The 24,749-nt window shown below is 55.8% G+C and carries 30 protein-coding genes and 1 pseudogene; 3 read left to right on the forward strand and 28 right to left on the reverse strand.

Annotated features, from left to right (window positions below; all coding sequences use genetic code 11):
• Positions 1–9: 9 nt before the first annotated feature.
• Positions 10–2,682, reverse strand: a complete 2,673-nt coding sequence (locus tag BK816_RS07075; protein ID WP_071164544.1) for a phage tail protein — start codon at positions 2,680–2,682, stop codon at positions 10–12.
• A gap of 118 nt (positions 2,683–2,800) precedes the next feature.
• Here BK816_RS07075 and BK816_RS07080 point away from each other — a divergent pair, with 118 nt between their 5' ends.
• The gene (locus BK816_RS07080; RefSeq protein WP_071164545.1) at positions 2,801–3,523 is read left to right on the forward strand and encodes a hypothetical protein; all 723 of its coding nucleotides are present in this window, start codon (positions 2,801–2,803) and stop codon (positions 3,521–3,523) included.
• 7 nt (positions 3,524–3,530) lie between these two features.
• Here the strand turns inward: BK816_RS07080 and BK816_RS09750 are convergent, their stop codons facing one another.
• The 10 genes from BK816_RS09750 to BK816_RS07125 are packed head-to-tail and all read right to left on the reverse strand — an operon-like array spanning position 3,531 to position 9,675.
• The gene (locus BK816_RS09750) at positions 3,531–3,665 is read right to left on the reverse strand and encodes a hypothetical protein (RefSeq protein ID WP_257786287.1); all 135 of its coding nucleotides are present in this window, start codon (positions 3,663–3,665) and stop codon (positions 3,531–3,533) included.
• Positions 3,666–3,724: 59 nt separating this feature from the next.
• A complete protein-coding gene (locus tag BK816_RS07085) occupies positions 3,725–4,144 on the reverse strand; it encodes a hypothetical protein (RefSeq protein WP_170299674.1) in 420 nt (139 codons plus the stop codon).
• A gap of 23 nt (positions 4,145–4,167) precedes the next feature.
• Positions 4,168–4,761: a major tail protein gene (locus BK816_RS07090; RefSeq protein ID WP_071164546.1), complete on the reverse strand. Its 594-nt coding sequence runs from the start codon at positions 4,759–4,761 to the stop codon at positions 4,168–4,170.
• A 54-nt stretch (positions 4,762–4,815) separates the two neighbouring features.
• Positions 4,816–5,133, reverse strand: coding sequence for a hypothetical protein (locus tag BK816_RS07095; RefSeq protein ID WP_156982006.1), 318 nt, complete (start codon positions 5,131–5,133; stop codon positions 4,816–4,818).
• A 26-nt stretch (positions 5,134–5,159) separates the two neighbouring features.
• Positions 5,160–5,525, reverse strand: coding sequence for an HK97 gp10 family phage protein (locus BK816_RS07100; protein WP_236842315.1), 366 nt, complete (start codon positions 5,523–5,525; stop codon positions 5,160–5,162).
• 58 nt (positions 5,526–5,583) lie between these two features.
• Positions 5,584–5,916: a phage head completion protein gene (locus tag BK816_RS07105; protein ID WP_125899174.1), complete on the reverse strand. Its 333-nt coding sequence runs from the start codon at positions 5,914–5,916 to the stop codon at positions 5,584–5,586.
• 21 nt (positions 5,917–5,937) lie between these two features.
• Entirely contained in the window at positions 5,938–6,267 is a 330-nt protein-coding gene (locus BK816_RS07110) for a head-tail connector protein (protein ID WP_083379139.1), read from the reverse strand.
• A gap of 38 nt (positions 6,268–6,305) precedes the next feature.
• Positions 6,306–7,523 (reverse strand): phage major capsid protein, encoded by a 1,218-nt coding sequence (locus BK816_RS07115; RefSeq protein WP_071164551.1) that lies wholly within the window; start codon positions 7,521–7,523, stop codon positions 6,306–6,308.
• A gap of 57 nt (positions 7,524–7,580) precedes the next feature.
• Complete coding sequence (locus tag BK816_RS07120; RefSeq protein ID WP_472264992.1) at positions 7,581–8,384, reverse strand: head maturation protease, ClpP-related; 804 nt, start codon at positions 8,382–8,384, stop codon at positions 7,581–7,583.
• Positions 8,338–9,675, reverse strand: coding sequence for a phage portal protein (locus BK816_RS07125; RefSeq protein ID WP_071164552.1), 1,338 nt, complete (start codon positions 9,673–9,675; stop codon positions 8,338–8,340). Before BK816_RS07125 ends, BK816_RS07120 begins: the two co-directional genes overlap by 47 nt.
• A gap of 95 nt (positions 9,676–9,770) precedes the next feature.
• Between BK816_RS07125 and BK816_RS07130 the strand changes: the two genes are divergently transcribed.
• The gene (locus BK816_RS07130; RefSeq protein WP_071164553.1) at positions 9,771–10,016 is read left to right on the forward strand and encodes an HXXEE domain-containing protein; all 246 of its coding nucleotides are present in this window, start codon (positions 9,771–9,773) and stop codon (positions 10,014–10,016) included.
• 172 nt (positions 10,017–10,188) lie between these two features.
• Here the strand turns inward: BK816_RS07130 and BK816_RS09840 are convergent.
• The 12 genes and pseudogenes from BK816_RS09840 to BK816_RS07185 form a co-directional block, all read right to left on the reverse strand.
• Positions 10,189–10,341, reverse strand: a pseudogene (locus tag BK816_RS09840) (terminase); the annotation flags it as partial.
• Between the two features lie 99 nt (positions 10,342–10,440).
• The gene (locus tag BK816_RS07135; RefSeq protein ID WP_071164554.1) at positions 10,441–11,112 is read right to left on the reverse strand and encodes a hypothetical protein; all 672 of its coding nucleotides are present in this window, start codon (positions 11,110–11,112) and stop codon (positions 10,441–10,443) included.
• A 12-nt stretch (positions 11,113–11,124) separates the two neighbouring features.
• Complete coding sequence (locus tag BK816_RS07140) at positions 11,125–12,459, reverse strand: hypothetical protein (protein ID WP_071164555.1); 1,335 nt, start codon at positions 12,457–12,459, stop codon at positions 11,125–11,127.
• 17 nt (positions 12,460–12,476) lie between these two features.
• Positions 12,477–13,220 (reverse strand): ABC transporter ATP-binding protein, encoded by a 744-nt coding sequence (locus tag BK816_RS07145; protein ID WP_071164556.1) that lies wholly within the window; start codon positions 13,218–13,220, stop codon positions 12,477–12,479.
• A 13-nt stretch (positions 13,221–13,233) separates the two neighbouring features.
• Complete coding sequence (locus BK816_RS07150) at positions 13,234–13,635, reverse strand: hypothetical protein (protein ID WP_071164557.1); 402 nt, start codon at positions 13,633–13,635, stop codon at positions 13,234–13,236.
• A gap of 102 nt (positions 13,636–13,737) precedes the next feature.
• On the reverse strand, positions 13,738–15,342 hold the full coding sequence (locus BK816_RS07155) for a terminase large subunit (protein ID WP_071164987.1): 1,605 nt from the start codon (positions 15,340–15,342) through the stop codon (positions 13,738–13,740).
• 183 nt (positions 15,343–15,525) lie between these two features.
• Positions 15,526–16,080, reverse strand: a complete 555-nt coding sequence (locus BK816_RS07160) for a DUF6900 domain-containing protein (RefSeq protein WP_071164558.1) — start codon at positions 16,078–16,080, stop codon at positions 15,526–15,528.
• Positions 16,081–16,302: 222 nt separating this feature from the next.
• Complete coding sequence (locus BK816_RS07165; protein ID WP_071164559.1) at positions 16,303–16,581, reverse strand: Nmad4 family putative nucleotide modification protein; 279 nt, start codon at positions 16,579–16,581, stop codon at positions 16,303–16,305.
• A 169-nt stretch (positions 16,582–16,750) separates the two neighbouring features.
• Positions 16,751–17,689, reverse strand: a complete 939-nt coding sequence (locus BK816_RS09685; protein WP_071164560.1) for a DUF4314 domain-containing protein — start codon at positions 17,687–17,689, stop codon at positions 16,751–16,753.
• Positions 17,690–17,873: 184 nt separating this feature from the next.
• Positions 17,874–19,133, reverse strand: coding sequence for a site-specific DNA-methyltransferase (locus tag BK816_RS07175; RefSeq protein WP_071164561.1), 1,260 nt, complete (start codon positions 19,131–19,133; stop codon positions 17,874–17,876).
• The gene (gene metK / locus BK816_RS07180; RefSeq protein WP_071164562.1) at positions 19,130–20,401 is read right to left on the reverse strand and encodes a methionine adenosyltransferase; all 1,272 of its coding nucleotides are present in this window, start codon (positions 20,399–20,401) and stop codon (positions 19,130–19,132) included. The genes BK816_RS07175 and metK overlap by 4 nt, the downstream gene beginning before the upstream one ends.
• Positions 20,402–20,487: 86 nt before the next feature.
• On the reverse strand, positions 20,488–21,054 hold the full coding sequence (locus BK816_RS07185; RefSeq protein WP_071164563.1) for a P27 family phage terminase small subunit: 567 nt from the start codon (positions 21,052–21,054) through the stop codon (positions 20,488–20,490).
• A 32-nt stretch (positions 21,055–21,086) separates the two neighbouring features.
• On the opposite strand from BK816_RS07185, the gene BK816_RS07190 reads away from it, so the two are divergent.
• On the forward strand, positions 21,087–21,422 hold the full coding sequence (locus BK816_RS07190) for a hypothetical protein (RefSeq protein ID WP_071164564.1): 336 nt from the start codon (positions 21,087–21,089) through the stop codon (positions 21,420–21,422).
• Between the two features lie 99 nt (positions 21,423–21,521).
• On the opposite strand, the gene BK816_RS07195 is transcribed toward BK816_RS07190, so the two are convergent.
• From BK816_RS07195 to BK816_RS07215, 5 genes are all read right to left on the reverse strand, one after another.
• Positions 21,522–21,872 carry an SH3 domain-containing protein gene (locus BK816_RS07195; RefSeq protein ID WP_083379141.1) on the reverse strand — a complete coding sequence of 117 codons (351 nt, stop codon included), beginning with the start codon at positions 21,870–21,872 and terminating at the stop codon, positions 21,522–21,524.
• A 46-nt stretch (positions 21,873–21,918) separates the two neighbouring features.
• A complete protein-coding gene (locus BK816_RS07200) occupies positions 21,919–22,290 on the reverse strand; it encodes an HNH endonuclease (protein WP_071164566.1) in 372 nt (123 codons plus the stop codon).
• A 142-nt stretch (positions 22,291–22,432) separates the two neighbouring features.
• Complete coding sequence (locus tag BK816_RS07205) at positions 22,433–22,912, reverse strand: ArpU family phage packaging/lysis transcriptional regulator (protein WP_071164567.1); 480 nt, start codon at positions 22,910–22,912, stop codon at positions 22,433–22,435.
• Positions 22,909–24,273, reverse strand: coding sequence for a DEAD/DEAH box helicase (locus tag BK816_RS07210; protein WP_071164568.1), 1,365 nt, complete (start codon positions 24,271–24,273; stop codon positions 22,909–22,911). Before BK816_RS07210 ends, BK816_RS07205 begins: the two co-directional genes overlap by 4 nt.
• Complete coding sequence (locus tag BK816_RS07215) at positions 24,254–24,532, reverse strand: VRR-NUC domain-containing protein (RefSeq protein WP_071164569.1); 279 nt, start codon at positions 24,530–24,532, stop codon at positions 24,254–24,256. The genes BK816_RS07210 and BK816_RS07215 overlap by 20 nt, the downstream gene beginning before the upstream one ends.
• Positions 24,533–24,749: the final 217 nt, after the last annotated feature.

The raw sequence follows: 24,749 nt of genomic DNA on the forward strand, positions 1-24,749 counted from the left end.
CTCTCCTTTCTAAATAGTGAGTGATGGGTTTCGGCGAGCTAGACCGGCTAGGCCTTGGTCGATGCGGGGCGCGAGGCGACCAACCAGAGTGCCGTCATCCAGTACCACCCGAATATCCATGCCCCGTAGTAGTGCGGGCACGACCTCCTCCACTACAGACCGCACTCCATCAGCCGACAGGCCGGCAGGCGTTGAGGATGACAGGCTCGAAGTACTCACGCCTTCAGCCATCTGATCTAAAGCAGCGAACTGGGCCTGGGTCTTGACATCCACTGGGACGTCCAGACCCTCGGTGAGGTCGGCGAACGCGGCGTCGATATCAGCAGCCATCTCGTTGGCGGCTTTGGTGGCGCGCCCTGCGTTGTCGTCGATACCGGCGGCGAGGCCTCGTGCGAGCATTTCACCGGCCCACGCCATCTTCCTAGACGGGGAATGAATCCCGAAGAATGACGTAATCCCGTCCCAAATACTTGAGGCCCATGAGGACACCTGGTTCCATAGCCATCCGGCGAGGCCTTGGATGCCGTTCCACAAGCCCCGCACCAAATTCCCACCCACACTCACCATCTGACTTACGCCCTGCCCAAACGCCGAGACAATCCCCGAAACAATCTGTGGGATCGCAGAGACGATTGTGCTGATGATGGTAGGCAGATTACGAATAAGCGCAGTCAGTAGGGTGACGCCCATCATCATCAGCTGTGGAATATGAGCGCTAATCGCGTTCAACACCGAGCTGATGATTCTGGGGATGGCGGAAACAATAGTGGCGATGATCGTCGGAAGAGCCTCCACCAGTGCGACGAACAGTTCGATGCCAGCATCAATGAGCAGCGGCAACGCCCCGAGGACCGCGTTGATGATGGCGTCAATAATCTCCGGCAATACTGCCACGATCGTTTCGATAATCGTTGGTAGGGCTTCGACCAGACTGGTGAGTAGGGTGATTCCTGCTTCGATGATCTGCGGGATCGCACCCACCAAAAACTCCAGCAGTGACTCAATGAGTGCTGGTAGTGCTTCGATGAGCACGGGGATGGCTTCGATGATGCCTTGGGCTAAACCGGTCACCAACTGCAGAGCAGCATCAAGCAGCAACGGCAGGTTGTCGATGAGTGCTTGGACGATTCCGACGATTGCGGCAATAGCCGCCGGAATCAACTCCGGCAGCGCCTGGCCGATACCGGATGCCAACGTGGCGACCATGGTGGCAGCCGCCGTCGTCAGCTCCGGCAACAACTCCAAGATTCCTTGGACGAGGGCGATGAGTAGTCCGGTTGCGGCCTCGGTAATCGCAGGCAAAGCCTGAATCAAACCATCAGCCAGGCTGGTGACAATCCGCAACGCAGCATCCAAAAACGCAGGCAACTGCTCGCTGATGAAGGCGAGGGCTTCTTGGATGACCTGCCCAAGGGCGGTAATCAGCCCATCCACACCATCCTTCTCAAACGCCTCAGACAGTGCGCTTACCCAGCCGTTGACCATCGGCATCACCGAGCCTGAGAGCATTTCGGTCAGCCCACCAGCCAACTGGCCCTTCAAATTGGCGACGCCATCTTGGAGTGTGGAGAGTTGTCCGTTGAAGGTTTTGGACTGATTCTCCATAGCCCCATAAAACCGGCCACCCTCAGCCGTAGCACTCTCGAAGGCCTGGGCGACCATCTCAGCGCTGATAGCGCCCTTACTCATCTCATCCTTGAGCTCACCGATGCTTTTGCCGGTCTTGCGGGAGATTTCTTCGAGGGGGTTGAAGCCGGCGTTGATCATCTGCATCAAATCCTGGCCCGTCAGTTTCCCTGCGGATGAGACCTGAGCAAACGCCAAAGACAAAGAACTAAATTTTTCTTTGTCGCCTTGGGCCACATCCCCAAGCATCCCCATGTACTTCTGCGCATCATTGGCGCTGATACCAAAGGACATGAGGGTGCGGGTCGCATCAGCCAAATCCTGCATACCGTATGGCGTGGAGGCAGCTTTGGCTTTGAGGTCGGCGACGAGTTTGTGGGCCTTGGCCTCATCCCCAAGCATCGTGGTGAACGAGGCCGTGTAGGACTCCATGGTCGCGTTGTACTGGACGCCATCTTTCATCGCGTCCACGAACCCACGCCCCACGGCTTTGATAGCACTGCCGATGGCTTTGACCCCGGCGACGATGGCCTCACTGGCGAGGTTGGCTTTGAGTACGTCGCCGAAGGAGAGGGCTTTCTTGCCGGTGCCGTCGAGTTCGCTCCCTAGGCCATCAACAGAGTGCTCAAGCTTGTCAGTGTCTTTGGCTGCGTCCCTAGCGTCGTCCCCAGCATTATCAGCGTTATCCCCGAAGGAGCTGAGGGCTTTGTTGTTGTCCTCCAACTCGCCTTCAAGGTCAGCCAACGCCGCCTTCGCATTATTCAACTGGGTCTGCCAGGCCAGGGTGCGCCGGTCAGTCTCCCCGAAGTTCGTCGCAGCGTTTTTCAAGGCTGCTTCGAGGGTGTTGATCTTGTCCTTCTGAGCGCTGATTTGCTCAGCCAGAACTTTGCCTTTAGCGGCGTACTTGGCTTGGGCATCATCAGAGCGTTTGAACTGGGCATCCACCAGCTTCATCTCAGAGCCGAGTACGCGGAAGGACGCGTTGATCTCAGTGATCGCCTTCTTGAACTCCCGCTCACCCTGGAGCGCGATCTTCAGTCCAAAATCTTCAGCCATGAGGGGTTCCTTATGTGGTAAAGCGTGGATAATGGAGATGGAATTTCAAAATGGCTAGTCAGCTGACGTTCCCGCATAATGACAAGAGCCATTTCAGTTTGAACAAGGAGAGTTCCTGATGGGTTTTTGGTCTCGACTACTCAGCTTGGAAAATCCTGATACGGTCGATAAATCAATGAAAAATATCCCCATAAGGGGTGAAATCGGATACTACGGTCTTGAGGATTGGTGGTTACATGAACTTAATGAGTCAGAACGAAAGCTCATCATCAATACCTACAAACCAATGGGTACATCTAATTCAAAATCCACACTCTTAATGAATGAAGTAAAGTCATCGCAAACTACTGCATTTTGGTTGTCAGTTTTAGCTGGATGGTTTAAGCCGAACGACCCCGAGCAGTCTAGATTGATCCTGAAGATTGCTGATAAAGCTTGGCAAGTTAAGGATGACCTATCACCAGCGACCGGAGACGACGCGATTTTTTCAAAGCATCTAGCCCTTGGGGCCTTGGCAGAAATTTATTATCGTTTTCGTGAAAATCCACTACTTCTTGAACGTTGCATAGCTGCCGCTCGGATGCAAGTAGAAATGCAGTCAGAGGCAATGAAAGCCCACATTAGGCAAGAAAAGCGTCTTGCCGCACCTGGAAAGAAAAACCAACCAATTATTTATCCCAGTCACAAAGGGTTCAAAAGGCTGGCAATTATTCTTGAAAAAGAAAAACGCTATGAAGACGCCCTTGAACTGCTGGAGGAAGCTGCAACTAGTAAATGGGATGGCGATTGGGATAAACGAATCGAGCGAATCAAAAAGAAAGCTCGCTCCCAAAAATGTTGAAAATCATCTAAATCCCGTATGGGATAACGTCGTCAATAAACGTTTCCCGCACAGGGGTCGCGGTGCCGGTGTGTTGGCGGTGGCATTCGATCAGGTCAAGTAGTAGGCCGAGGGGCATGTGCCAGGTTTCCGCCTGCCCCAAACCCAGGACAGTTACGCCCCAGTGGAGCAGGCGGATGAACGTGGCCTCATCACTGTCTGCTACTCGGCCTGCTGGTCTTTTCCCACCGGTTCCTGGGAGACAACCTCACGCCTGGTGCCGTTCACCAAAGCGGCCGTGATGGCCTCACGGTAGCCAGCCAAATCAGCCGGACACGTCAGCAACTCAACCAGGTCTTCGGTGAGCAACTCCTGCTTGTCCTCAGGATGGGCAAAGTTGTGGATTTGGATGCCCTGGTTAGCCAGCAGGGTGACGATCCAGATGATCTCACCCAAGGCTTGGTCCATATCCTCACCCGTGAGGAGTTTTTCACCGAGCTGGTCTAGTCCGCCGTAGCGGGCCGCGATCTTACGTGTCGCCCCCGTCGAGAGGACGAGGGTGTACTCACGGCCTGCGATGGTCACAGAAGCGGTGCGGCCATCGAGTGCGGGGTTTTCCATGGTCAAGGTTTCGCTACTCATGATTCAGTCTTCTCCTTCCTGCCTCAGGCGCCCTTGGGGGTGATGGTGGGTTCGTAAACCTTCTTGTACCAATCCGTAATCGTCTGGGCCTTGACTCCATCGGCTCCTTCGGTGACTTCGGCCTTCCACGGGTGCAGGCCGTTCTTCTCCGCCTTGTTACGCCGCATGATCGTCCCCTCAATCGAAGGGGTCGCAAAACTAATGCTGTCGCCCTTGGTGTTCAGGGATGTGGCGGGCGGTGCGAACTTGACCCGATAGAGCCAAAAGTACGTGTACTTACCGTTGGAGCGGCGGGCGCGGAAAGAGATAGCGACCGGCTTGGCCCCATCCTCACTTGTGGCGACCAGGACCTTATTGTCATCGAGGGTGCAGCCGGTCAATTCCGCTGCGACCTCGGGCTTGAGATCATCAATGCCCAGGGTGAGGGTGCCGGATTTGAACTCCTTGACCACCTCTGATGCACCGTCGTCGGCGTAGAGGATGGCCTCTGCTAGTTCGACAGACAACTCTGCGGAGATTGCTTTGGCTAGGGGCTTGGGAGTGGCGTAGGTTTCCTCACCACTCTCGTTTTCGGTGATGGTTGCGTAGTAAAGCTTGTCAAGACCAATCGTGGCCATGGCGATGTCCTCCTTCAAAGACAAATGCGGGTGGATATGAAAAGACCCCCAGACTTAGTGGGGGTCTACTGCGAGGGCGACTTCGATGACGTAATGGTGGTAACCGGCCTCTGGGTCATGCCCGATGTAGCGGCGCTCGGTAATCGTCAGGCCGGCGTTGCGGAGCATTGGTGGGATGTTGGTGGCGTGCAGTTTGTAACTGCCGGTAGTGAAAATGTTGACCCGCACGTACTGGATCTCCACACCAGGCGCGTTGTCTGCGTGCAGGTCATACACATCGGCCAAGGGTGTTAAGACGATGTAGTTGCCTACCTGTTGGGGTGGGAAAGAACCGGTGAACACTGGCATGCCAAGCCCGTTAAACAACCGCATCAGCAACTCAAGGCACTCCATTTACCTCACCCGCCTTTCATCCGGTTGTGCAGGACTTGTTTCATCGCTTCTAAGCAGGCACGGCGAGATGAGGCTCTGGCTGGGCGCAGGAATGGGCGTGGCGTTTGCCCGGCCTTGCCGTATTCGAGGACATTGGCGATCAGGGCGTTCGGCCTATCATCCCTGCGGTTCTCGGTGAAGCCGACTTTCACATTGTGATCACCCCGCCTATCCACCCTCGCCGGAGACAAACCGAGCGCACCAAGGAGTTGGCCGGTAGAGCGAGACTTGCCCTTCGTGCCAGAACCGATTGCGGCACTCAGGTTGCCTCTTACTTTAGCTTCGACTACGCGGCCGCCGGCAGTGACAGCCTCTTCGGCGATGTCGGGCATTGCTGTGGTGATGTGTGCGAATTGTTCCAACGTTTTGGTGGGCATTTTGATGCTGCTTTTAGCCACGGTGCACCTCCTTGCGTAGGAACAGGATGAGGTAGCGGCCTCGGTTTTTCACGTTCTCAATCCCCATGATCGTGAACGTGTTTCGTTCGATGAACACCTGCCCTCCGACCACTGGGGTGAACCCCTTGGGGGTGCGGATGGTTGCCATGGCATCGACTTGGTGAAAACCAGCAAGGTTCGCCCACCTAGTCGTAGCAGAACGCTCCTCAAACGCCCCACGCCACTCATGACCACTGCGCGAAGCCGGGCGGGCAAACCCCTCCCTATCGGCAATCATCTGCGAATCCAAGAAAAGCATGCGCGTACTTAAACGACCAACACCCATCACCACTCACCTCCCTCTTTTTTAGACTTTCCAATCGCGATCCAGAATCAGTAGCCGGTTGACGGTCTCCCACACCCGGGCGGCGGCATGCGTGTTATCAGCGAAAAACCCGCCGGTCGAGCCGTCCCTGGATTCGTAGAAGTGGGTGGCCAGCATGATCACCGCACGGTATGTCGACTCCGACAACGGGTGATGCTCGTAGTGGCCTGGGGGCAGGTGCTGGTAGGAGGTGGCGTAATCCAATCCCGCCTGAATCAGTTCACCCAGCAACTCATCATCCTGGGAATGCTCAAGCACCAGATTGGCCTTGAGCGCCGACAGGAACTCGCCTTGGTTAAACATGCGTGACATGGCTTTACGCCACCTCCCCTCCAACAACTGGCAGTGGGTTACTGCTTCTGAACAAGGACCTTGACGGCTTCAGGCAGAATCAACTTGCCATCCACGCGTTGGGTTGCCATGAAACCCACCTGCCCCGTCGTCGCAAACAACTCGTTCAAACGCTTGAAAGAGCGGCCCGCACGGTCGGCAATCCAGTAGTAGGACAGGTCACCGAAGGCCACAGTCTTCGCGCCCGCCTTGAGTTCGGGAACGAAGGAGCTGGTGTGGATGGGGCGGCCAAGGATCATGTCCGGCGCGCTTGCTGTGAGGGCGGGCTGCCACAGGTACTGGCCCTGATTGTCCTTCAGCTTCCGGATGGCTTTGACTGTGGAGTCGTTGGTCAGCCACACGGCGTTCTTCCGATACGGGGCACGCAGCGCATAGAACAAGTCAATGAGTTCGTCTGCGGTGATCGCGGTCTGGCCGGCAGCCTTGAGGCCTTCTTCTGCTCCGCCGGTCTTGTGGAAGATACCGGTGGGCTTATTAGACCCATCCCCAACAAGGAACGCTTCTTCCTCAGCAGCACCGATACGACGGCCGAACTCGTTTGCCAGGTAAGCCTCGATGTTGAACGCAGAGTCAGCCAGGAGTTCTTCACTGACCTTGATGAAGGTGGAGAGTTTATAAGCCCCCAAGGTGACCTGTTTGAACGCTTCGTCAGATTCTTGGACTGCTGCGCCTTCGTCGAGCCAGTCGGCCTTACCGTGGGTGGCAACCACCGGGATCTTACGATCACCACTGGTGGTGGTAATCCGCTTAGCCAACCCACGGATGATGTTTTCTTCCTGAAGGGCTTCTACGAGGGTGCGTTCGAACTCGTCCGGCACCAAGTAGCCGCCTTCAGTGTCCGCGCCTTCTTTGAGGGCGTTGCGCACTTCGAAGGGGTTGGTGGCCATGCGCATGGCGTTCCAAAAGTTCTCGCGGTATTCATCCGTAGCCCGGAACGGCACATGCTTATGTCCCTCAGGAGCCACGGACCCAGGGGTCATCGCCAAAGGCGCGGCCACCGGCTTAGACAACTGGGTGTCAAGTTCAGCGGCGCGTTCTGCTCGGGCGATCTCGCGGCCGAGGGCTTCGATTTCGGCTTCCATACGACCATAGGTTTCATCGTCCTCAGCGGTCAGGATGCCGTTGTTCGTGGCCTGGCGCTCGGTGAGGAAGGCCTTGGCTTTCTCCCAGGTGCTTGCGCGCCGGGTTCGCAGGTCGTTAATCATTGTTGTAGTCATGGTGTGTGTCCTTTCAAAACACGAAGGTGGGTATGAGAAAAGCCCCGGCCAAGGCGGCTAGGGCTTCAAGGAATCGAGGGCGGTCAGGAGATTTGAGACCTGCCTGCCAGAGGGCGGCGGATCAGGAGTAACAGGCCCTGCTACCAGTGGGAGTGGTTCTTGACCACCAGTACGGTCTGCGTTGATGGCATCCAACAGCGAGTTCGTGACGGCACGGCGAGAGAACACCATCGCCGCCAAGGGCTTGTCGGGCTGGGCGGTTGGGAAAGGGCTGCCAGGGCTGATCAGTCCGTCTGCGAAACCCAGCTCGATGGCCTTGTTCGCGTCCATCCAAGTCTCCGCATTCATCAACTCACTAAGCTCCACGCGGCTCAAGTGGCTGCGCAGTTCGTAGGCGTTGAGGATGGATTCTTTGACTTCAGCCAGCATGTTGATAGCGCGGAGCATTTCCTCGCTGTCGCCGATGGCGGCGGTCATGGGGTTGTGAATCATCATCATCGCCACCGGACTCATCAACACCTCGCTACCCGCCATGGCAATCACACTGGCGGCGCTGGCTGCGAGGCCGTCAATTTTGACGGTGACGTGCCCTGGGTAGTCCATGAGCATCGAATAAATCTCGGCAGCCGCAATCACATCCCCACCAGGGCTGTTAATCCACACAACAATGTCGCCATTCCCGCTCATGAGTTCATCGCGGAAAGCGGCCGGTGTGGCCTCGTCTCCGAACCAAGACTCAGGCGCGATCGGCCCGCGCAGCTCCAGTACGCGTTTGCCATCTGGTGCGGTGGTGTAGTCCCAAAATCGCCTGGCATTATTCAGGGTTTTCGGTGTGGGGTCGGCTCTCATTGTCGCCGTCATCTGTATCCTCCTTAGGGGCGATCTCTGTTTCTTCCATCGGTTCTCTGGACTGTTGGGTTTGGCGGTGGGTGTAGTAGCTACCCGCTTGGTTGAGTGGGAGCATGTTGCCGTTGACCAGGTAGAGGTCCCCACCTTGGTCTTCGGGGATGAGGTCGAGGTTTTCGAGTTGGCGGATGTCGTTGGCGCTCATCCACCCGTTCTGCCGAGCAACCGCATACCCCTGCATCCGGCTCGCGTAATCCCCACGCAACAGGCCCTCAAGATTGAAGGCGATGGAGTACTTCTCCCGGTCAGCCCCGGTGAGGAGTGTTTTAGTGAGGGCTTGTTCCCACCTGATCACCCACGGGTCGAGCGTGTATTTCACGAACTCAAGGGACTGCTGCTCAATGTTGCTGAAACTCGATTTTTCGAGGTCTCCGACCATGTGGGGTGGGATGCGGAAGATACGGGCGATTTCGTTGATCTGGAACTTGCGGGTCTCTAAGAACTGCGCCTGCTCGGGGCTAATCCCAATCGGCGTGTACTTCATCCCCTCCTCGAGCACCGCGATCTTGCCCGCATTCTCGCTCCCGCCGAAGGTGGACTGCCACGACTCGCGCACCCTTGCTGGGTCACGAATCGTGCCCGGATGCTCAAGCACCCCACCAGGCGCGGCCCCGTTGGCAAAGAACCTCGCCCCGTATTCCTCGCAGGCCAGTCCCATGCCAATCGCGTTCCTAGCCATCTGAATAGGCGAATACCCAACCAGCCCATCAAATCCGAGCCCGGGAATGTGGAGGACATCGGCTGGGGATAAAACAACCACCGGCGGTTTACCGGCGGTCTGAGGACGATACGTGTACCTGAGCAGCCCGGTGTCGGGGTCACGGTCAACCACCATCTGGGATGGCAGCAACGGGTAAAGACCGATGACCTCACCCCGGCCGTTGCGGATGACCTGGGCGTAAGCATTACCCCACAGCAGCAGATGGGTCATGAGGGTCTCGCGAAACACAAACGACGTCATCTCAGCATTCGGCTCATCATGCAACACCCGATACAAAGGATGGCCGACTGCTCTCTCAGAGCCACCAGTGCTGCCTTCACGTTCTTGATAGAGGTGCAGTGGCAAGGACGCGACGGCTTCGGCCAGGATTCGCACGCATGCGTAGACGGCGGTCATCTGCATCGCAGACCGCTCCGTTACCGACTTACCGCTACTAGTTGGAGATGCGAAGAACTCAGTATTGGTCAACGACCAGCTATTGGTCGGCTCCGGTAGTTTGAAGCCGAGCCAAGATAGGAAGCCCATGCGTTTATTCCTTTCAGGGAGGACAATGGAAAAAGGAAGCAGCGTGTTTTAGTGCGGTGGTGAGTCTGGTGTGGTGGCTAGTAGGAGCCGTACTTGTGTTGTTCCTTTGGCATGAGGTCGAGGAATACCGAGTTTTGCTGCCATGGATACACCGCAACCGTGAACACCTGCCCGCACTGATGCCGAATCTGAGGCCCCAAACGGTAGCGTTCACACTGATCGCCCTTGAAGAGTTGACGCTATTGAGCGTGATCGCACTGCTTTTGCCGCCGGTGTGGTTCACGGCCGCCACGATTGCTACGGATTTTGCCTCGCCGTTCATTGCATCCAGATTCTGGTGACCTACCATCGTGGCTGTTTCCTGCCTCTGTGGTCTGCCCCCATCCAGTTACCGATCGTGGCACTACTGATATGGGGCATGTCCCATCACCACAGCAGCGGTCTGCTTACCGCCACCCTCATCATGATCGACGCCATGGTACTGAACCTGGTGCTCATGCATGCTCTGACCGCCTACAACAGCAGTAGGCTCCGCTGGTCGTAGACTGACTCGCTAGTGGGGCCTGTTTCGCATCTGATAGCCCGGTCTAGGTCCATGATGGTGGCGACGACACCGTCAATCTTCTCGGTGGATTTTTCTTTGTCGGATTTGATGTTCCCAGTTGGGCTTCAGTGCATACATAAATATTTCAACAGATATTATTGCTATAAGGGTAGTTATTTCATTAGCAGTGTTCAGTGGAAGTATTAGAAGATCTACTCCTATTAGACGCTGGTCAAGATGGGTTTAATGCCGCGGAAAGTATACACATATGTGAATACGCAAACAGTCCACAAACTGACCGAAAAAATACCTCCATACATAAAGGTTGATTCGAAATAATGTAGCGCGCCACTTGGCATCCAATACAACATACCGCTCGACTGTCCCAGCCAATAAAGTACCACCCACACCGGCAAACTTAGCCGCCCGTATTTGTGCCCAATTAGGGCTATGGTAAGCATCGTCAAGCTTAGGATAATAATCCCTTGTAGGCCGCTAAACATCTGAAACCCGACGCCATGTGAGAAGAATTCTTTATCAAATACCAGCTGACTAGGACGGAATTTAAATCTGGGAGCACTCCAGATACTCCACATCACCCCGAGCGGAGATACCAACAAAATCAGAACAGAAATAAACAAAATTTCGGTGAAAGCTCGCAGTCGCATTGGGCGAGGGCTATTCAACTCCACCCAGGGCATTCGCGGCAAAAAACAAAGCAAAGCTACCCATGTGAACACCAATACTGCGATGGTAGACGGCTTCACGGCAACAACAAAACCTGATGAGGGCAGATAAAATATAATCCCTACTTGGTGCGCCACGTAAACAGCTAATACCCATGCGCATACACTAACAATCACCGGATAGAGAAAGCCAGGTCTTGGTTTCATCTACTCAATCCCTTACCTGAAATTTTCCTTACTTAACTTGCAGGTGGCGATGGAGTCTCGATGCTTAAGTAACCATTGCTGATATTCGGCTGTGGACAATTTAGTCAGGAAGGCCAGTTGTGGGCTTTCATCAGCCGAAATTGTGTGTTCGTTTTCCTGCCCAGTTTCCTCGTTGACACCATAAACGAGATCCATTGGCAGCTTCGCACGCAACAGCAGGGAATTTCGCAAATCGTCATAAAACTGAGCTTGATTTGAGCAAGCGCTGGCATGCCCGCTACTTGCGAAAATGTTGTAGGCAATATTGCTAAAAGTCACCTGCTCCCATTCTTGGCGAGTTTTGAAGTTACCAGGATTTTGCAGAGTAAGCGGGCCAATAATCGCACCTTCAGCAAAACCGATTGGGGTTTTAGGGTCAACCCAAGCGTTGGGTAACTGTGCAAATAATTGCTGGAAATGCTCCTTCAAACTAGGTATTAGTGTTGCTTGGGCAATAGGCAAGCACAAACGATACTCGCCTATTACCTCACACTTTTGACGATCGTCCTCGTACTTGGTTACTACCGGAGACATCAAAATGCTGGACGCAAACACAAGCGCAGGCGCCAGAAGATATACTAAACCGACAATGGCAAAGCTCCTCCGCCCCGTAAGCGCATAGGAATTGAAACGCATCAGCGCATACACCCCGCAAACACTTAGCAGAACGAAGTAAACCAAACGAATCAGCTCAGTGGACATCACAAAATCAGTGGGGTAACTCACTAGGCTAGTACCCCACATAAACGCTAGCGAGAGGCTCGACTTACCGGTTCCTGCCAATAAATATACGTTCATAATAACCGGCACAAAAACCACTAACGCAGACAAAAGTGGGGTAAGCACGAGCTTCCATTTAGGCGGCAACAGGTTAGCTAAAACCATCGCCAATGTTGCCGCAGCAAACAACGAGATTATCAAAACAAGAAAAGCTATCAAGTCTATGAGCCTAAACCTCACTGCTGCGCTGCGTACTAACATATAGCCCCAGCCGAGTATAGGTCCAACTACTGCTGCGCCCCATATCGTAAATGCAAAAGGAAGGATTCGACGGGTAGGCGAGAGCACTGTGAGCGGCCCAATCACCACTGACTTTTTACCTTGCGGGTCAAAAAATATGGCAGCTGCCAACCCGATAATCACCACAGGTACGATTAGCTGCTCTTGCAGCTGAGGAATTACCACTCGTAAATCTGGGTTCGGCCAGGTGGGAATGAGTGCCACCGATTGCACCAGACACACCAGAGCTAAAAAGGCAGTCAGACCCAATAGCCACCAGGTTTTTATAGGGAAAATCAGTCCACGCATCAGCCTTAGCCTTTCCCCTACTGCCTATTCGGAATACGCGCCAAAGCCGCCTGATACCCACATTCGAGGATGTTCAACCCTGGTGAAGGATTGCGCTCGCCCAAAGCATTAAGGTCATCCACTGTACCGTCAAAAGCAATCAGTCCTGAGTTCATCACCAACACACGGCTGGCCACTGCCGCTAAATCCTCTACTAAATGCGTAGAAATCAAAATCACAGATTCACGCGACAATTCAAGCAGAAGGTTACGGATACCGGCCCGTTGTAGCGGATCTAAACCCACCGTCGGCTCGTCCAACAGAGCAACGCGAGGGCGATGCACCAGCGCACAGGCAATACCTAGGCGCTGGCGCATCCCACCCGAAAGTGAACGAGCTAACACGTTAGCTTTTCCACCCAAATGGGTAATCTCAAGAATCTCACTAATGGCTTTACCAGCTTCATTCCTATCGATACCATGCGCCCACGCTGCATAAATGAGGTTGCGCTCGACTGTAACAAAATCCATCACATCGAAATGCTGTGGTAAATAGCCTAGCAGCCGTTTTTCTGAGCGATCCATTCGAGTTAGAGACTTACCGTTGATAAGGATTTCGCCTTTCTGCAAAGGTAACATTCCCACCACAGATTTCATCAACGTTGATTTGCCCGCACCGTTAGGTCCCAAAAGCCCGTAAACCCCAGGCTCGGCGCGTAGCGAAACCCCTTTTAGTGCATGAAAATTGCGATAGGAAAAATGCAGATTGCGAATTTCAATCATGCGAAATCACGGCCTACAGTTGAATGTCAGGCGAATACTTCACTGCTCCAGTTGAAGACTCAACATAAGTGTACACATATGCGCCTTTACCAGCAGTTGAAGTTTTCGCAGAAACATCGAGTTGAATCGTATTTACTGGGCCCTTCTGATTAACTGCCAAGCGAGTGTCTGGCCCCCAGTTGTTAGTCCACATGCTAACCCGGACCCAGTCCACCGTATTGATACACCCATGCCGTCCACCAATACCTTTTACGTAACTACCTGAAATGGTAGGACGGTAACTGTAAAGTTCACAAGGCACATGCGCCCTGCTGCGCTCGGCAGCATTAGCTATTGAAATACCACCCACAGTACCGATAGTCAACGCAGTAATCAATGCAAGTCCCGAGAACTTCCTAATTGCTGAATACTTCATTGTTAGCTCCTTTGCTATTCAAATTAATTGGAAGTATTTGCATTTTCATTGTACTTTACATCATCTAATAAATCAATCATGATTAAATACTTTTCATGTTTTCTATATAATCAGCAATCCTCGCTTATCGTAGACGCTCTCGCTGGCTGGCCCGGCCCCGCATCTGATCGCGCGGTCTAGGCCCATGATGGTGGCCACCACGCCGTCAATCTTCTCGGTGGATTTTTCTTTGTCGGGTTTGATGTTCCCGGCGGGGTCGGTGCGGACGAAGATGTTGTCCATCATCCACCTAAGCACCGGGTGACCATCATGGGTCAACTTGCCCTCGAGCACCAGCTTCATCAGCTCCTTAGTCGGCGGAGACATGTCTTTGAAGCCTTGCCCGAAGGGCACGACGGTTAGGCCCATGTGGTCGAGGTTTTGGGTCATTTGGACTGCGCCCCACCGGTCGAACGCCACCTCACGCAAATCAAACTCCTCACTGATTTGCTCGATGGCTTGTTCAATCGCCGCGTAGTGGACCACGTTCCCTTCAGTGAGGTTCAAGAAGCCTTGACGTGCCCAAAGGTCGTATGGAACCCGGTCACGTAAGACTCGGCGGTCGATGTTGTCTTCTGGGATCCAAAAATGCGGCACCACAAAGTACGGCTCATCAACGTCTTCTGGTGGGAAGACTTGAACGAACGCCGTGATATCCGTGGTGGATGAGAGGTCGAGACCGCCGTAGCAGACCCGGCCCCGCAGTTGCTCTGGCCGGAAGTCACGCTTGCATGCGTCCCACGCTGCCATGGGCATCCACCGCACGGACTGTTTCACCCACTGGTTCAACCTGAGTTGGCGGAAGGAGTTTTCTTCGGCCGGGTTCTGCTTTGCCGACTCACACGCTGCCCGCACTTTGTCGATACCGACCGTGATGCCTAGGGATGGGTTGGCTTTCGCCCACACAGCCTCATTCGTCCAGTCATCGTCGGTGTCTGCGCCGTAGATGACTGGGTAGAACGTCGGGTCAATCTTGCGGCCCTCGAGGATGTCCTGAGCCTTCTGGTGCGTCTCGTAGCAAATCGAGTTGGTGTCTGACCCGGCTGTGGTGATCAGGAAGTAGAGGGGTTGGGTGCGCGCATCCCCGGAGCCTTTGGTCATGACGTCGAATAGGCGGCGGTCGGGCTGGGTGTGCAGCTCGTCAAAGACGACGCCGTGAATGTTGAACCCGTGCTTCGAGTAGGCCTCGGCAGAGAGAACTTGGTAGAAGCTGTTGGTGGGCTGGAAGACGATGCGCTTCTGGCTGGCCAGAATCTTCACCCGGCGTGAGAGGGCCGGTGAGTTGCGGACCATGTCTGCTGCGACCTCGAACACGATGGAGGCTTGCTGTCGGTCTGCAGCGCACCCGTAGACCTCCGCGCGCTCCTCACCATCCCCACACGTGAGCAACAAGGCCACGGCTGCGGCGAGCTCTGATTTGCCCATCTTTTTGGGTATCTCAACGTAGGCGGTGTTGAACTGCCGGTATCCATCGGGTTTGAGGGTGCCGAACAGGTCACGAATGATCTGCTCTTGCCAGTCGATCAGTTCGAAGGGTTTGCCTGCCCAGCGGCCCTTGGTGTGGGTCAGGGCCTGGATGAACGCGACCGCATAATCAGCAGCCTTGCGGTCGTAGTGGGAGCCTTCGGCCATGAAACGAGTCGGCTCATAGTTCTCAAGGCGACGCATCATGGTTTGCTCCCTTCAAGGTTGGTGGCTTGCGGTAGTTCTCTGTGCGGGAACCGGCTGGACTAATGGCGGCTGGTAAGTGATTGCAGGGCATAGAAAAGGCCCCACCAACTTAGTGGAGCATCAGCGTGGCGAAAAGGCGGCCAGCCCGCCCGCCTGGGTGGGTCTGGCTGGTGTGGCCGGTTAGGCGTTGTTGATGGCCCAGGTCAGGGCTTCTGGGTAAGCCTCGGGGCGCATGTAGTTGTTGTCGAAGCCTTCCTCGTTCCAGGTGGCCAGCTCGTAGATGCCGCCCGGTTGTTTGGTGTAGATGGCGGGGACTTTGCGCCACCCGGTTGCGTTGGCCCAGGTGGTGTAGATCAGCGCGTACTTGCCTGCCCCGACGGGGATCCAGACGTTGTCGATGCCGTGGGTTCCCACCCGGGACGCCTCATCCTCATCATTGATGGTTTGTGGGGCGGGGTCGATGACCATCTGGTCGGCCTCGGTGTAGACCTCGCCCTCACTGGCTACCACTTGGGTGATGCCTTCGCTGTGTGCGGCATCCAGGCCGGCTTGGAAGGCGGCTTCCATCAGGTGGCGCAGGGACTCGATGGTCATTTGTGCCCAGTCGAACCCGTCCGAGCCCCTCGATAGGAGTGTGTCGATGCCGGCGTATTCGTTGGCCTTGGCGATGGCCTCGAGGCGGATGCGAAGCTCCCCAGTGCTGATCTCCTTCGCGGTGGTGTTCTTGGTGCTCATCGTGGTTACCCTTTCACTCTCTCAGAGGCTGTTCCCCTGCGTTCTTCGTTGTGTAACCATTTACGCTTAGAAACACACTCTTATCCAGTCGTTTCCCCTTGTAATTGCAGGGAAAACTAGCGGTGTACATCCCTCTTGAGTAGCCCGGTTTTGGGTGTAAAAAGACCGCAGCCACCAAGCATTGGGTGGTGCGGCTGAGGTGTGCTGTGCGGGGCGAGGGTGTTAGTTGTTCATGGCCCAGGCGATCGCCGAGCCGTTGTCCGCGAAGTACTCATCCGAGGCGGCTTCGAGGCTCAGCGCGCATTCGCTTACCGGCCGGGCGTCCTTGCCCCACCCGGGGATCGGGGCTTCGACCAGGCGGTAGGTTTCGGCCTGCCAGCCGTTGCGGGTGCCGTCGAAGTAGCGGTAGGTGGCGACCAGGACGCGATCGCCGTGTTGGAGGATGATGCGCTGGGCGGTGGTCTCGGCCAGGGTCTCCATCGTGGTCTTCGTGGTGTTCATTGTGCTTGCCTTTCGGTGTAGGTGTCTTGTTCTTGTGTAACTATTAGTCACTTACACCGGCAGGTTTATCCAGTCGTTTCCCGCTTATTTGCAGGGGTTTTCTTGAGGTGTACATCTCTATCAAAACGCTGGCCAGCACCCCGGTTTGTGGGCACTGGCCAGCGCTGATTTAGAGGAGGGTGTAGGAGTCCTCCCCAGGCACCAGCCCCAGAGTGGAACCGTCATCCCACGCAACATGCAGCGTCCCTAGGTCATCAACATGGTTGATGGTGCCCTCGGTACCTGGGGCGAGGGTGGTGTAAGGGTCACTCGTGTCATCGAGGCGAACCCTGCGCCCCACCAGTGACGCCTTCGCCGCAGGCTGGGCATCCTCGGCTGGTGGGGTGCGCCAGGCAGCCGACCCAGCAAGGTCACCCATCAGCGTCTTGCGTAGCGCCTTGTGCTCAGGTCCAATGAAGCCTAGGCGGAGTAGGAAGCAGCGCATCGCATACCTTGGATTGCTTTCCTCCTTGGGCTTAGCAGTCACCCGTTTGGCATCCCTGGCCATGGTGAGCATCGCCCCAACAAGCTGCGTGAGGGCGTGAGCCTCAGACGGGGTGCAAGGGCGCTGAATCCACGGCATCCGCACTTCATCGTCAGTGACCTCGATAGGCAGGGCCTCAAGGTTCAGGGCGGCCTGGATGAGCGGTCCCTTTGCATTCACTAGCGCCTTGAAGCGCTCCAGGGCGGCGTCGGTGAGCGTGTTGCATGGGATGGTGACCGTGAGCCCGTCAGCCACCAACTCTTCTGGCTCCGCCTCGCCGGGTTTGGCTTGGGGTGTGGTGGTGCGGGGTTGTTTGGTTTCGAGCCAGTGGCGTAGGTCGAAGAGGTTGTCTGGGTAGAAGTCATCCTCCCCAAGCAATCCCAGTAGGTCGCGCACATCCTTCTTAGAAGGCTGCTTGCCCTCCCACGTGATGGTGCCGTTCCTGCTCACGGTTGCGGGGCCGACCTGGTAGCCATAGCTGGGTGCTCCCAGGTAACGGGGTTTTTCGTCGTAAAGGGCTTGGAGGTTAGCAACGATGATTCCACGTTTGCCAGCTGGCAGGTCGTAGTCGAAGGTGATGCTCATGATGCTTGTTCTCCCTTGGTTTAGTGGGTTTTTCTGTCAACAACATGAACCCTTGAAACCACGGGTTTATCCAGTCGTGGGGCCGAAAAGGCCTAGCGGTGTAAAGCACACCCAACCCTGCCCTGGACAAGCACTGTCATCACTTATCCGGGGCCAAAAAGCCAGCCAGTTCCCACCCAGAGAACTACCCCTTACCCCCATCTGCCTCGTCTTCGACGTCAGGTTGAGCCTCCTCGAACGAGAGCTCGACGCCGTCGCGCATGACTTTGATGCCACTGGTGGCCCCGGCTAGCTCGCGGTAGCGGTTGATGATCACATCGGCGTACTTCGGGTCGAGTTCAACCAGTCGTGCGACCCTGCCTGTTTGCTCTGCAGCAATAAGTGTGGAGCCAGACCCGCCGAAAGCATCAAGCACCACCTGATTGCTCAGAGTGGAGTTAAGAATTGGGTATGCGATGAGCTCGACCGGCTTCATCGTGGGATGATCCGTGTTCTTGCGGGGCTTATCAAAGCGCCAGATGGTCGATTCTTTACGTCCGGTGTACCACTGGTGACGTCCCTTCTTCTTCCACCCAAAAAGCACCGGCTCATGCTGCCACTGATACGGGCTCCTACCCAGCACAATGGACTGCTTAACCCAAATACAACAGCCTGAGAGGTAAAACCCAGCGTCGTCAAAGGCCTTACGGAACGCATAACCCCCGGTATCGGAGTGGAACACGTAAATGCTGGCATCATCAGCCATCACCGTCTCAATAGCAGTGAAGGCTTTGGTGAGGAAAGCGACAAAGGAGTCGTTGTCCATATGATCGTTGGCGATTTTGCCCGCAGACCCCTCATAGTTGACGTTATAGGGCGGGTCAGTGACCACCAAATTCGCCCGCTCATCACCCATCAAAGCAGCGAAAGTAGCGGGGTCAGTCGAGTCTCCGACAATGAGGCGGTGCCTGCCGAGCTGCCAGATGTCCCCGGTGCGGGACATGGCGGGTTTAGCCAGCTCTGCCTCAACATCAAAATCATCCTCTTCGATTCCGCCTGCGAGTTGGTCGCGGAAGAGGGCGTCGACTTCAGCGGGGTCGAAACCAGTCAGGGTCACATCGAAGTCCTCAGCCTGCAAATCAGCAATCAACAAGGCCAGTTTGGATTCATCCCACTCACCCTTAACCTTGTTCAGGGCAACGTTGAGCGCCTTCTCCTTAGATTCCTCCAGGTCGACCACGACGCATTCGATTTCGGTGTGTCCGAGTGCGGTGAGGACTTTGAGGCGCTGGTGACCACCCACCACACGCCCGGTCGCCTCGTTGAAAATGACAGGTTCGACGTAACCAAACTCCTCAACCGACCTCTTCAACTTTTCGAACTCGGGGTCGCCGGGCTGGAGGTCTTTGCGGGGGTTGTAATCCGCAGCCTGAAGGTCAGAGACAGCAATCTTCTTGATATTCACTGCCCAGCCTCCTCAGGATTGGTTTCGCTGTGTCGTTCCTTGGCGTGGTTGATGACATCTTCCTTGAGTCGCCACCGGTCGTACTTCGCTTCCCACCCGGGGTATGCGCCATTGACTCCGCCGAAGTGTCCGTATGCGGAGTAGCGGGCGAAGCCGTGGCGGCGTAGGTGGAAGCGGTCAATGATCGCCCCCGGCCGCAAACTGTAGAAATCTTGGAGGGCCAGTCGAATGTCGTCATCAGACACTTCTGGGATGTGGGTGCCGTGGGTGTCGATGTCGAAGGCAACCGGATCGGCCTTGCCAATCGCGTAGGAGATGCTGACCGTGCACCGCTTCGCCAAATGTCCCGCCACCACTTGTTTGGCTAGGAAACGAGCCATGTAAGCACCCGTGCGGTCGACCTTGGTCGCATCCTTACCAGAAAACGCGCCACCACCATGAGGTGCATGACCACCATAGGTGTCAACCATGAGCTTGCGACCCGTAAGGCCGGTATCCGCACTAGGGCCGCCCTTCACAAAGCGCCCAGAGGGGTTGACCAGCACAGTGGTGTATTTGAGGGTGTCAATGCCGATCGTCTCTAAGGCAGGGGCAACAATTTTAGAAATCACCTCCCGGCGAAGTTCCTCTAGGTCCTTGGCTGCATCATGCTGGATGGATACGACGACGGTCGGTGCGGTGATTGGGGTGCCATCCTCATCGACGGTGAGGGTGACTTGGGCTTTGCCATCCGGACCGATACCAGCAATGGTGCCTTGTTCGCGAGCTTGGTCCAGGCGGGCGCAAATCTCGTGGGCTGCAACCAGCGAGGCGGGAAGGAAATCCTTGGTGGCATCAGTGGCATACCCATAGACCGTGCCCTGGTCACCGGCACCAAGGTCAGAGAAGGCTCCAGCCTGCTCAACGCCACCATCTCGGGTCTCCAACGCCGTGTCCACCCCACCGGCGATGTCACTGGACTGCTTCGTGACGTTGACACTGACGAGGTATTTCCATGGCTGATAACCAAGCCTGGCTAAGGTAGAACGCACAATGGAACGGATCCGCACCCGCCCGTTGCAAGTGATTTGCCCGGCAACGGTGATGAGGTGGTTGGATGCCATAACCTCTACCGCGCAGCGTGAAGCGGGGTCCTCCCATAGACACTCATCGAGAATCTCATCAGCAATCCGATCACAGAGCTTATCCGGGTGACCGGCACAAACAGACTCACTAGTCTCTAAACGGATAGCATGCGGGGTCTTTGAAGCTAGAGCAGTAGAAGTCATGGTTAGTCCTTTGAGTTTGGTGGGCGGAAAACAAGAAGACCCCCACCAAAACGGTGGAGGCCAAAAAGAAAGAAGACAGACCCTAGTTAGCGGCTTTGCAGGAGCCTCTCCATCGGGTCCGAAGGTAGCGGGGTGTAGTCGGTGGTGCAGTTGGCTTTGACGATGTCGAAAATCTCGTACCACAACACATTCGCCTGCTTCTGAAACGACTGCGACATGGCCACAAACGGCGAAGCAATCGCAGCACCAGTGGTTGGGTGCTTGCCGAGTAGACCGAAATCACTGATGGCTTTTTCGCATTGGATGAAGCGGGCGAAAGACTGCGCATACGCCTCAAGGAGGCGTTTGGAAACGAACTGGGTGCAGCCCTTGTCGGCCAGCCACTCCCACGTTTCCCGATAAATCTCATCAGCCCCAAGCGGGCTGCCATCCCTCTGCTGCGCAGCCAGGTATGCGGAGGGCTCTGGCATGTCAACGCCAGACAGGAGTGCGCCCTCGTCGATGTCGCTCCCGGTGAAATCGAATGGCTCAGGCGGACCATCAACCGCAAGCACCCTTCCGATGCGGCCATCGGCCAGGCGGTCTGCCAGCGGTTCTGGTTTGGAGCCTGCGCGGACGCGGCGTCCGCCCCTGTTCGTACCATCACGAGCCATATCGAGAATCCTTTGTTTGTTAAAGTTTGCACATGGACAATGACGACTACCTAAATGACCCCAAGTTCGGAATCCAGACCAAGTCAACGATTGATAGAGATAGCGCTCTCGCTATCGGCGGACTGGCAAGGATTCTTGCCGAAATGGTTGAGATGACCGACGGCTCTTCGAGGCTTACAGATCACCAGGTACGTCGACTTCTTGCTTCTACGCATGTCTCTGAACACCCTGAGCACCGCTCCCTCATGATGAACCCGTCTATGAGCCCAGAAGAATGCCGTGAGAAGCTCCACGAAGCGCTTATGTCTATCGATTCTGTGATCACAGACAGCATCCGCAACGATGAAGGGAACCTCTGGTCGCGGTAATACCCTGTTTGATTCTCCGTGTTTGTGCGCGAGGGGCCACGCCCGCTGAAACCCCAAGAGGCTGTAGAGATCGAGACCGCCCCTCCCCAGACTGGGGGGCTAGGATCGCTTCTCGGCTAGTCCTAGACAGCGGTGAGGAATCCAACCTTCTTCACCTTGGCTATTTCGGCACCAAGCCCAGCCGGACTGGGCGTCATCAACAACGAGTTCGACTTGCTCACCTTTGCTCGCAGCCAGCTCTGTAGTGTCGTATTCGACAAGCACCACGCCGTCAGACCCATCGATCTCGAGATACCGCGCTGGAACCCAGCCTTGTCCTTCGCCTGTCGTGACGAATACAAACTCAGGCCAGTCTGTGTCGCGCTGACCGACATGAACTTTCTGGCCAACTTGAACCTGAATCGGAAGACGCTCAGGGATGTGATGGTCACAGGTGAGATATACGAACACAGATCTAGTATCTCAAGCCTGAAAAGGATACGCACAAGGTTGATACTCAACTAAGGCCGTTTCTTCGTCGCCACCGATCACCATCCAGGGCGGTCTGCCTGGAGTGACAGGGCTTGCACAGGCTCATGAGGTTGTTCTCATCGTGAGTGCCGCCGTGAGACAGGGGGCGGATGTGGTGGACCTCAGCCACCGGCGTCAACCTGCCCTCAGCCTCACACTGTTCACACAGCGGATACTTGGCAACGTACTGCGCGCGGATCTTGCGCCACGTAGAGCCGTAGCGTTTGTTGATCTCAGGGTCACGCTCGTAGCGACGGTAGTTGGTGTCGGCTTCCTTGGTGTGGGTCTCGCAGTAGCGAGCGTCGGTGAGGGCTGGGCATCCCGGCCACCGGCACGGAGTCTTAGGACGCCTGGGCACTGGTGCTCACCATCCTCCTCAACGAGGGAGCCCCAGCAACCAAACTGGCTACTGGGGCTCCGGATATATTTTCAAGTACTTACAGTATAGCGGGTCTGCAAGCACAAACGCGTCCGCGATTCTACTCACCCAGCATCGGCATTTACCTCCCGTAGAGCAGGGTCGCGAAGTGGTTCAGTGCCCGGTTCTTCTTGTTGTAAGCCGAGCTGCGTTCGATGTGGAAGCGGTCGCAGATTGCGATGATGGCATCGGTTTGCATCGTGTCTTCACCCAGGTAGCAGACTTCAAGCATCCACCTCTCGTCATCAGACAGGGCTGCCCAGGCGGGGAGGAACCAGGCCATGTAGTCGCGGGCTTGGAGGTAGCGGCGCTGGCGATTATCAATCCGCTCCAAATGCTTCACGATTCGGTCTTCGTGAGCATGAGGATTAAACGGGCCGATTGGACGTTCATCCATCGCCGGACTGGAAATACTGGGGATGTCTTCGGCGATGGCTTTGAGGTCATCATCGGTGGTGTCGATGATGGTTTGCATGGTCGAAAAGTCACGCAGTGCGTTGATGGCTGCTGCGCGGCGGTCGACGTATTTCCAGGTGATGTCAGTACCGAGAACAGCAGTCATCGGTCCTCTCCTTCCATAGTGATGGTTGCTTTGACCGCGTCAATCAACGCAGCCTGTGTCGTGTCCTTGACCGCCAGGGCGGCAAGGATTTTCTGGTCAATCGAGTCCTTGGCAGCAAGGTGGTGGATGACCACCGGCTCTTGCTGGCCTTGGCGGTGCAATCTCGCGTTGGTTTGCTGGTAGAGCTCCAAGCTCCAGGTGAGCGTGAACCACACCAAGGTGGAGCCACCAGCCTGGAGGTTCAGGCCATGACCGGCAGAGGCGGGGTGAATCAGCGCCAACGAAACTTCGCCGTTATTCCATGCGTCCATGTCCGCCGCTGTTTTGAGCAGCCTCGCTTCAGGGAAACGCTTGGTGATTCGTTCAAGGTCATGAGCGAACCAGTAAGCCACCAGCACCGGCTTCCCATTCGCACCTTCGACGAGGTCTTCGAGGGCGTCCAACTTGGCCTCATGCACGAGATGCCAGTTGCCGTCCTCGTCGTACAAGGCTCCGGAGGCCATCTGGGTGAGCTTGCCCGACAAGGCTGCCGCGTTTGCCGCCGTCACTTCAGTGCCTTCGAGCTCTAGGACCAGGTCGCCCAGCATCCGCTCGTAGGCCCGCCGGCCCTTATCACCCATGGTCACCTCGATGGTGTTGTAGGTGACTTCTGGCAGGGTGAGATGATCGCAGGTTCGCATCGAAATCGTGACGTCACTGATGCGCCGGTAGATCTCGTCCTCCGCACCCGGCTTGGGCTTGTAGGAGAAGACCTGCATGCCGTTTCGTTTATCGGGGTCGAAGAACTCACGCCGGTAATGCGTGATGTAACGACCAAAACGCTCACCCATGTCCAACAGGCGAAACTGCGCCCAGAGGTCTTCGAGCCCGTTGGCGGCTGGTGTCCCCGTCAAGCCAACGATGCGTTTGACGTGCGGGCGGGCTTTGAGTAGGGAGCGGAAGCGCTTGGCCTGATGATTCTTGAACGAACTCAGCTCGTCGATGACCACCATGTCCCACTGCCACTCGACACCGGAGCGCTCAACAAGCCAAGTGACGTTTTCACGGTTAATCACCGTCACATCAGCCCCAGCGTTCAGGGCCTCGAGGCGTTTGGCTTCTGGTCCGACGGCTACTGCCATTGTCAAGCCTCGGAGGTGGTCCCATTTCTGTTGTTCTGCTGGCCAGGTATCGCTTGCCACCCGAAGAGGAGCCACCACCAGCACGCGCTGGACTTCGAAGCGGTCGTACATGAGGTTCCAGATTGCCGTTAGAGCGATTGAGCTCTTGCCTAGTCCCATTTCGAGTAGGAGGGCTGCGATGGGGTGGGTTTCGACGAACTCGATGGCGGTGGCCTGGTAGTTATGCGGCTTGTAGAGCATCGCACACCTCCTGGATCCCATCGGGGTGGTCGAGGACGATGCAGGTGAAGCCCTGACGCTCAAGCTCACGCATTCGGGCAACCTGTAAGGGGCGAGGGTGTTTTCCGGTGGTTTTGACTTCGACAAACACGCATTTGCCGCCCATCATGCAGATGCGGTCTGGGACGCCCGTCAGTCCGGGGGATGTGAATTTCCAGCAGATGCCGCCGATGCGGCGAATAGCCCGGCATAGGCGGGTTTCGAGTTGTTGTTCTTTCATTGAGACTTTTCCTTGGAATCATGGGCCTTCCAAGGGGGTGTGTCAGGTGTGGCTTGTCGGTTCTTACCTTCTCTATAGGCTTTTCATTTTTGACTTCCTATATAAAAGGGTTAGTAGGTCTTGACACACCTGACACACTTCCCGTCAGGTGGGGGCTAGAAACGTTGATTTAACAGGCGAAACTAGCCCCCAGCAGGAGTGGGGAATGGCCCCTTTG

This window comes from Boudabousia tangfeifanii, from assembly GCF_001856685.1.
GTDB lineage: Bacteria > Actinomycetota > Actinomycetes > Actinomycetales > Actinomycetaceae > Boudabousia > Boudabousia tangfeifanii.

Coding starts and splice junctions, on each gene's coding strand:
- BK816_RS07135 (WP_071164554.1), bottom strand. CDS start 11,112: ATGAAACCAAGACCTGGCTTTCTCTATCCGGTGATTGTTAGTGTATGC.
- BK816_RS09685 (WP_071164560.1), bottom strand. CDS start 17,689: ATGAGCATCACCTTCGACTACGACCTGCCAGCTGGCAAACGTGGAATC.
- BK816_RS07120 (WP_472264992.1), bottom strand. CDS start 8,384: ATGACGGCGACAATGAGAGCCGACCCCACACCGAAAACCCTGAATAAT.
- BK816_RS07165 (WP_071164559.1), bottom strand. CDS start 16,581: ATGAACACCACGAAGACCACGATGGAGACCCTGGCCGAGACCACCGCC.
- BK816_RS07085 (WP_170299674.1), bottom strand. CDS start 4,144: ATGAGTAGCGAAACCTTGACCATGGAAAACCCCGCACTCGATGGCCGC.
- BK816_RS07160 (WP_071164558.1), bottom strand. CDS start 16,080: ATGAGCACCAAGAACACCACCGCGAAGGAGATCAGCACTGGGGAGCTT.
- BK816_RS07115 (WP_071164551.1), bottom strand. CDS start 7,523: ATGACTACAACAATGATTAACGACCTGCGAACCCGGCGCGCAAGCACC.
- BK816_RS07110 (WP_083379139.1), bottom strand. CDS start 6,267: ATGTCACGCATGTTTAACCAAGGCGAGTTCCTGTCGGCGCTCAAGGCC.
- BK816_RS07150 (WP_071164557.1), bottom strand. CDS start 13,635: ATGAAGTATTCAGCAATTAGGAAGTTCTCGGGACTTGCATTGATTACT.
- BK816_RS07145 (WP_071164556.1), bottom strand. CDS start 13,220: ATGATTGAAATTCGCAATCTGCATTTTTCCTATCGCAATTTTCATGCA.
- BK816_RS07095 (WP_156982006.1), bottom strand. CDS start 5,133: ATGCGGTTGTTTAACGGGCTTGGCATGCCAGTGTTCACCGGTTCTTTC.
- BK816_RS07215 (WP_071164569.1), bottom strand. CDS start 24,532: ATGAAAGAACAACAACTCGAAACCCGCCTATGCCGGGCTATTCGCCGC.
- BK816_RS07075 (WP_071164544.1), bottom strand. CDS start 2,682: ATGGCTGAAGATTTTGGACTGAAGATCGCGCTCCAGGGTGAGCGGGAG.
- metK (WP_071164562.1), bottom strand. CDS start 20,401: ATGACTTCTACTGCTCTAGCTTCAAAGACCCCGCATGCTATCCGTTTA.
- BK816_RS07185 (WP_071164563.1), bottom strand. CDS start 21,054: ATGGCTCGTGATGGTACGAACAGGGGCGGACGCCGCGTCCGCGCAGGC.
- BK816_RS07105 (WP_125899174.1), bottom strand. CDS start 5,916: ATGGGTGTTGGTCGTTTAAGTACGCGCATGCTTTTCTTGGATTCGCAG.
- BK816_RS07210 (WP_071164568.1), bottom strand. CDS start 24,273: ATGCTCTACAAGCCGCATAACTACCAGGCCACCGCCATCGAGTTCGTC.
- BK816_RS07155 (WP_071164987.1), bottom strand. CDS start 15,342: ATGCGTCGCCTTGAGAACTATGAGCCGACTCGTTTCATGGCCGAAGGC.
- BK816_RS07100 (WP_236842315.1), bottom strand. CDS start 5,525: ATGCCCGACATCGCCGAAGAGGCTGTCACTGCCGGCGGCCGCGTAGTC.
- BK816_RS07140 (WP_071164555.1), bottom strand. CDS start 12,459: ATGCGTGGACTGATTTTCCCTATAAAAACCTGGTGGCTATTGGGTCTG.
- BK816_RS07205 (WP_071164567.1), bottom strand. CDS start 22,912: ATGACTGCTGTTCTCGGTACTGACATCACCTGGAAATACGTCGACCGC.
- BK816_RS07125 (WP_071164552.1), bottom strand. CDS start 9,675: ATGGGCTTCCTATCTTGGCTCGGCTTCAAACTACCGGAGCCGACCAAT.
- BK816_RS07080 (WP_071164545.1), top strand. CDS start 2,801: ATGGGTTTTTGGTCTCGACTACTCAGCTTGGAAAATCCTGATACGGTC.
- BK816_RS07090 (WP_071164546.1), bottom strand. CDS start 4,761: ATGGCCACGATTGGTCTTGACAAGCTTTACTACGCAACCATCACCGAA.
- BK816_RS07190 (WP_071164564.1), top strand. CDS start 21,087: ATGGACAATGACGACTACCTAAATGACCCCAAGTTCGGAATCCAGACC.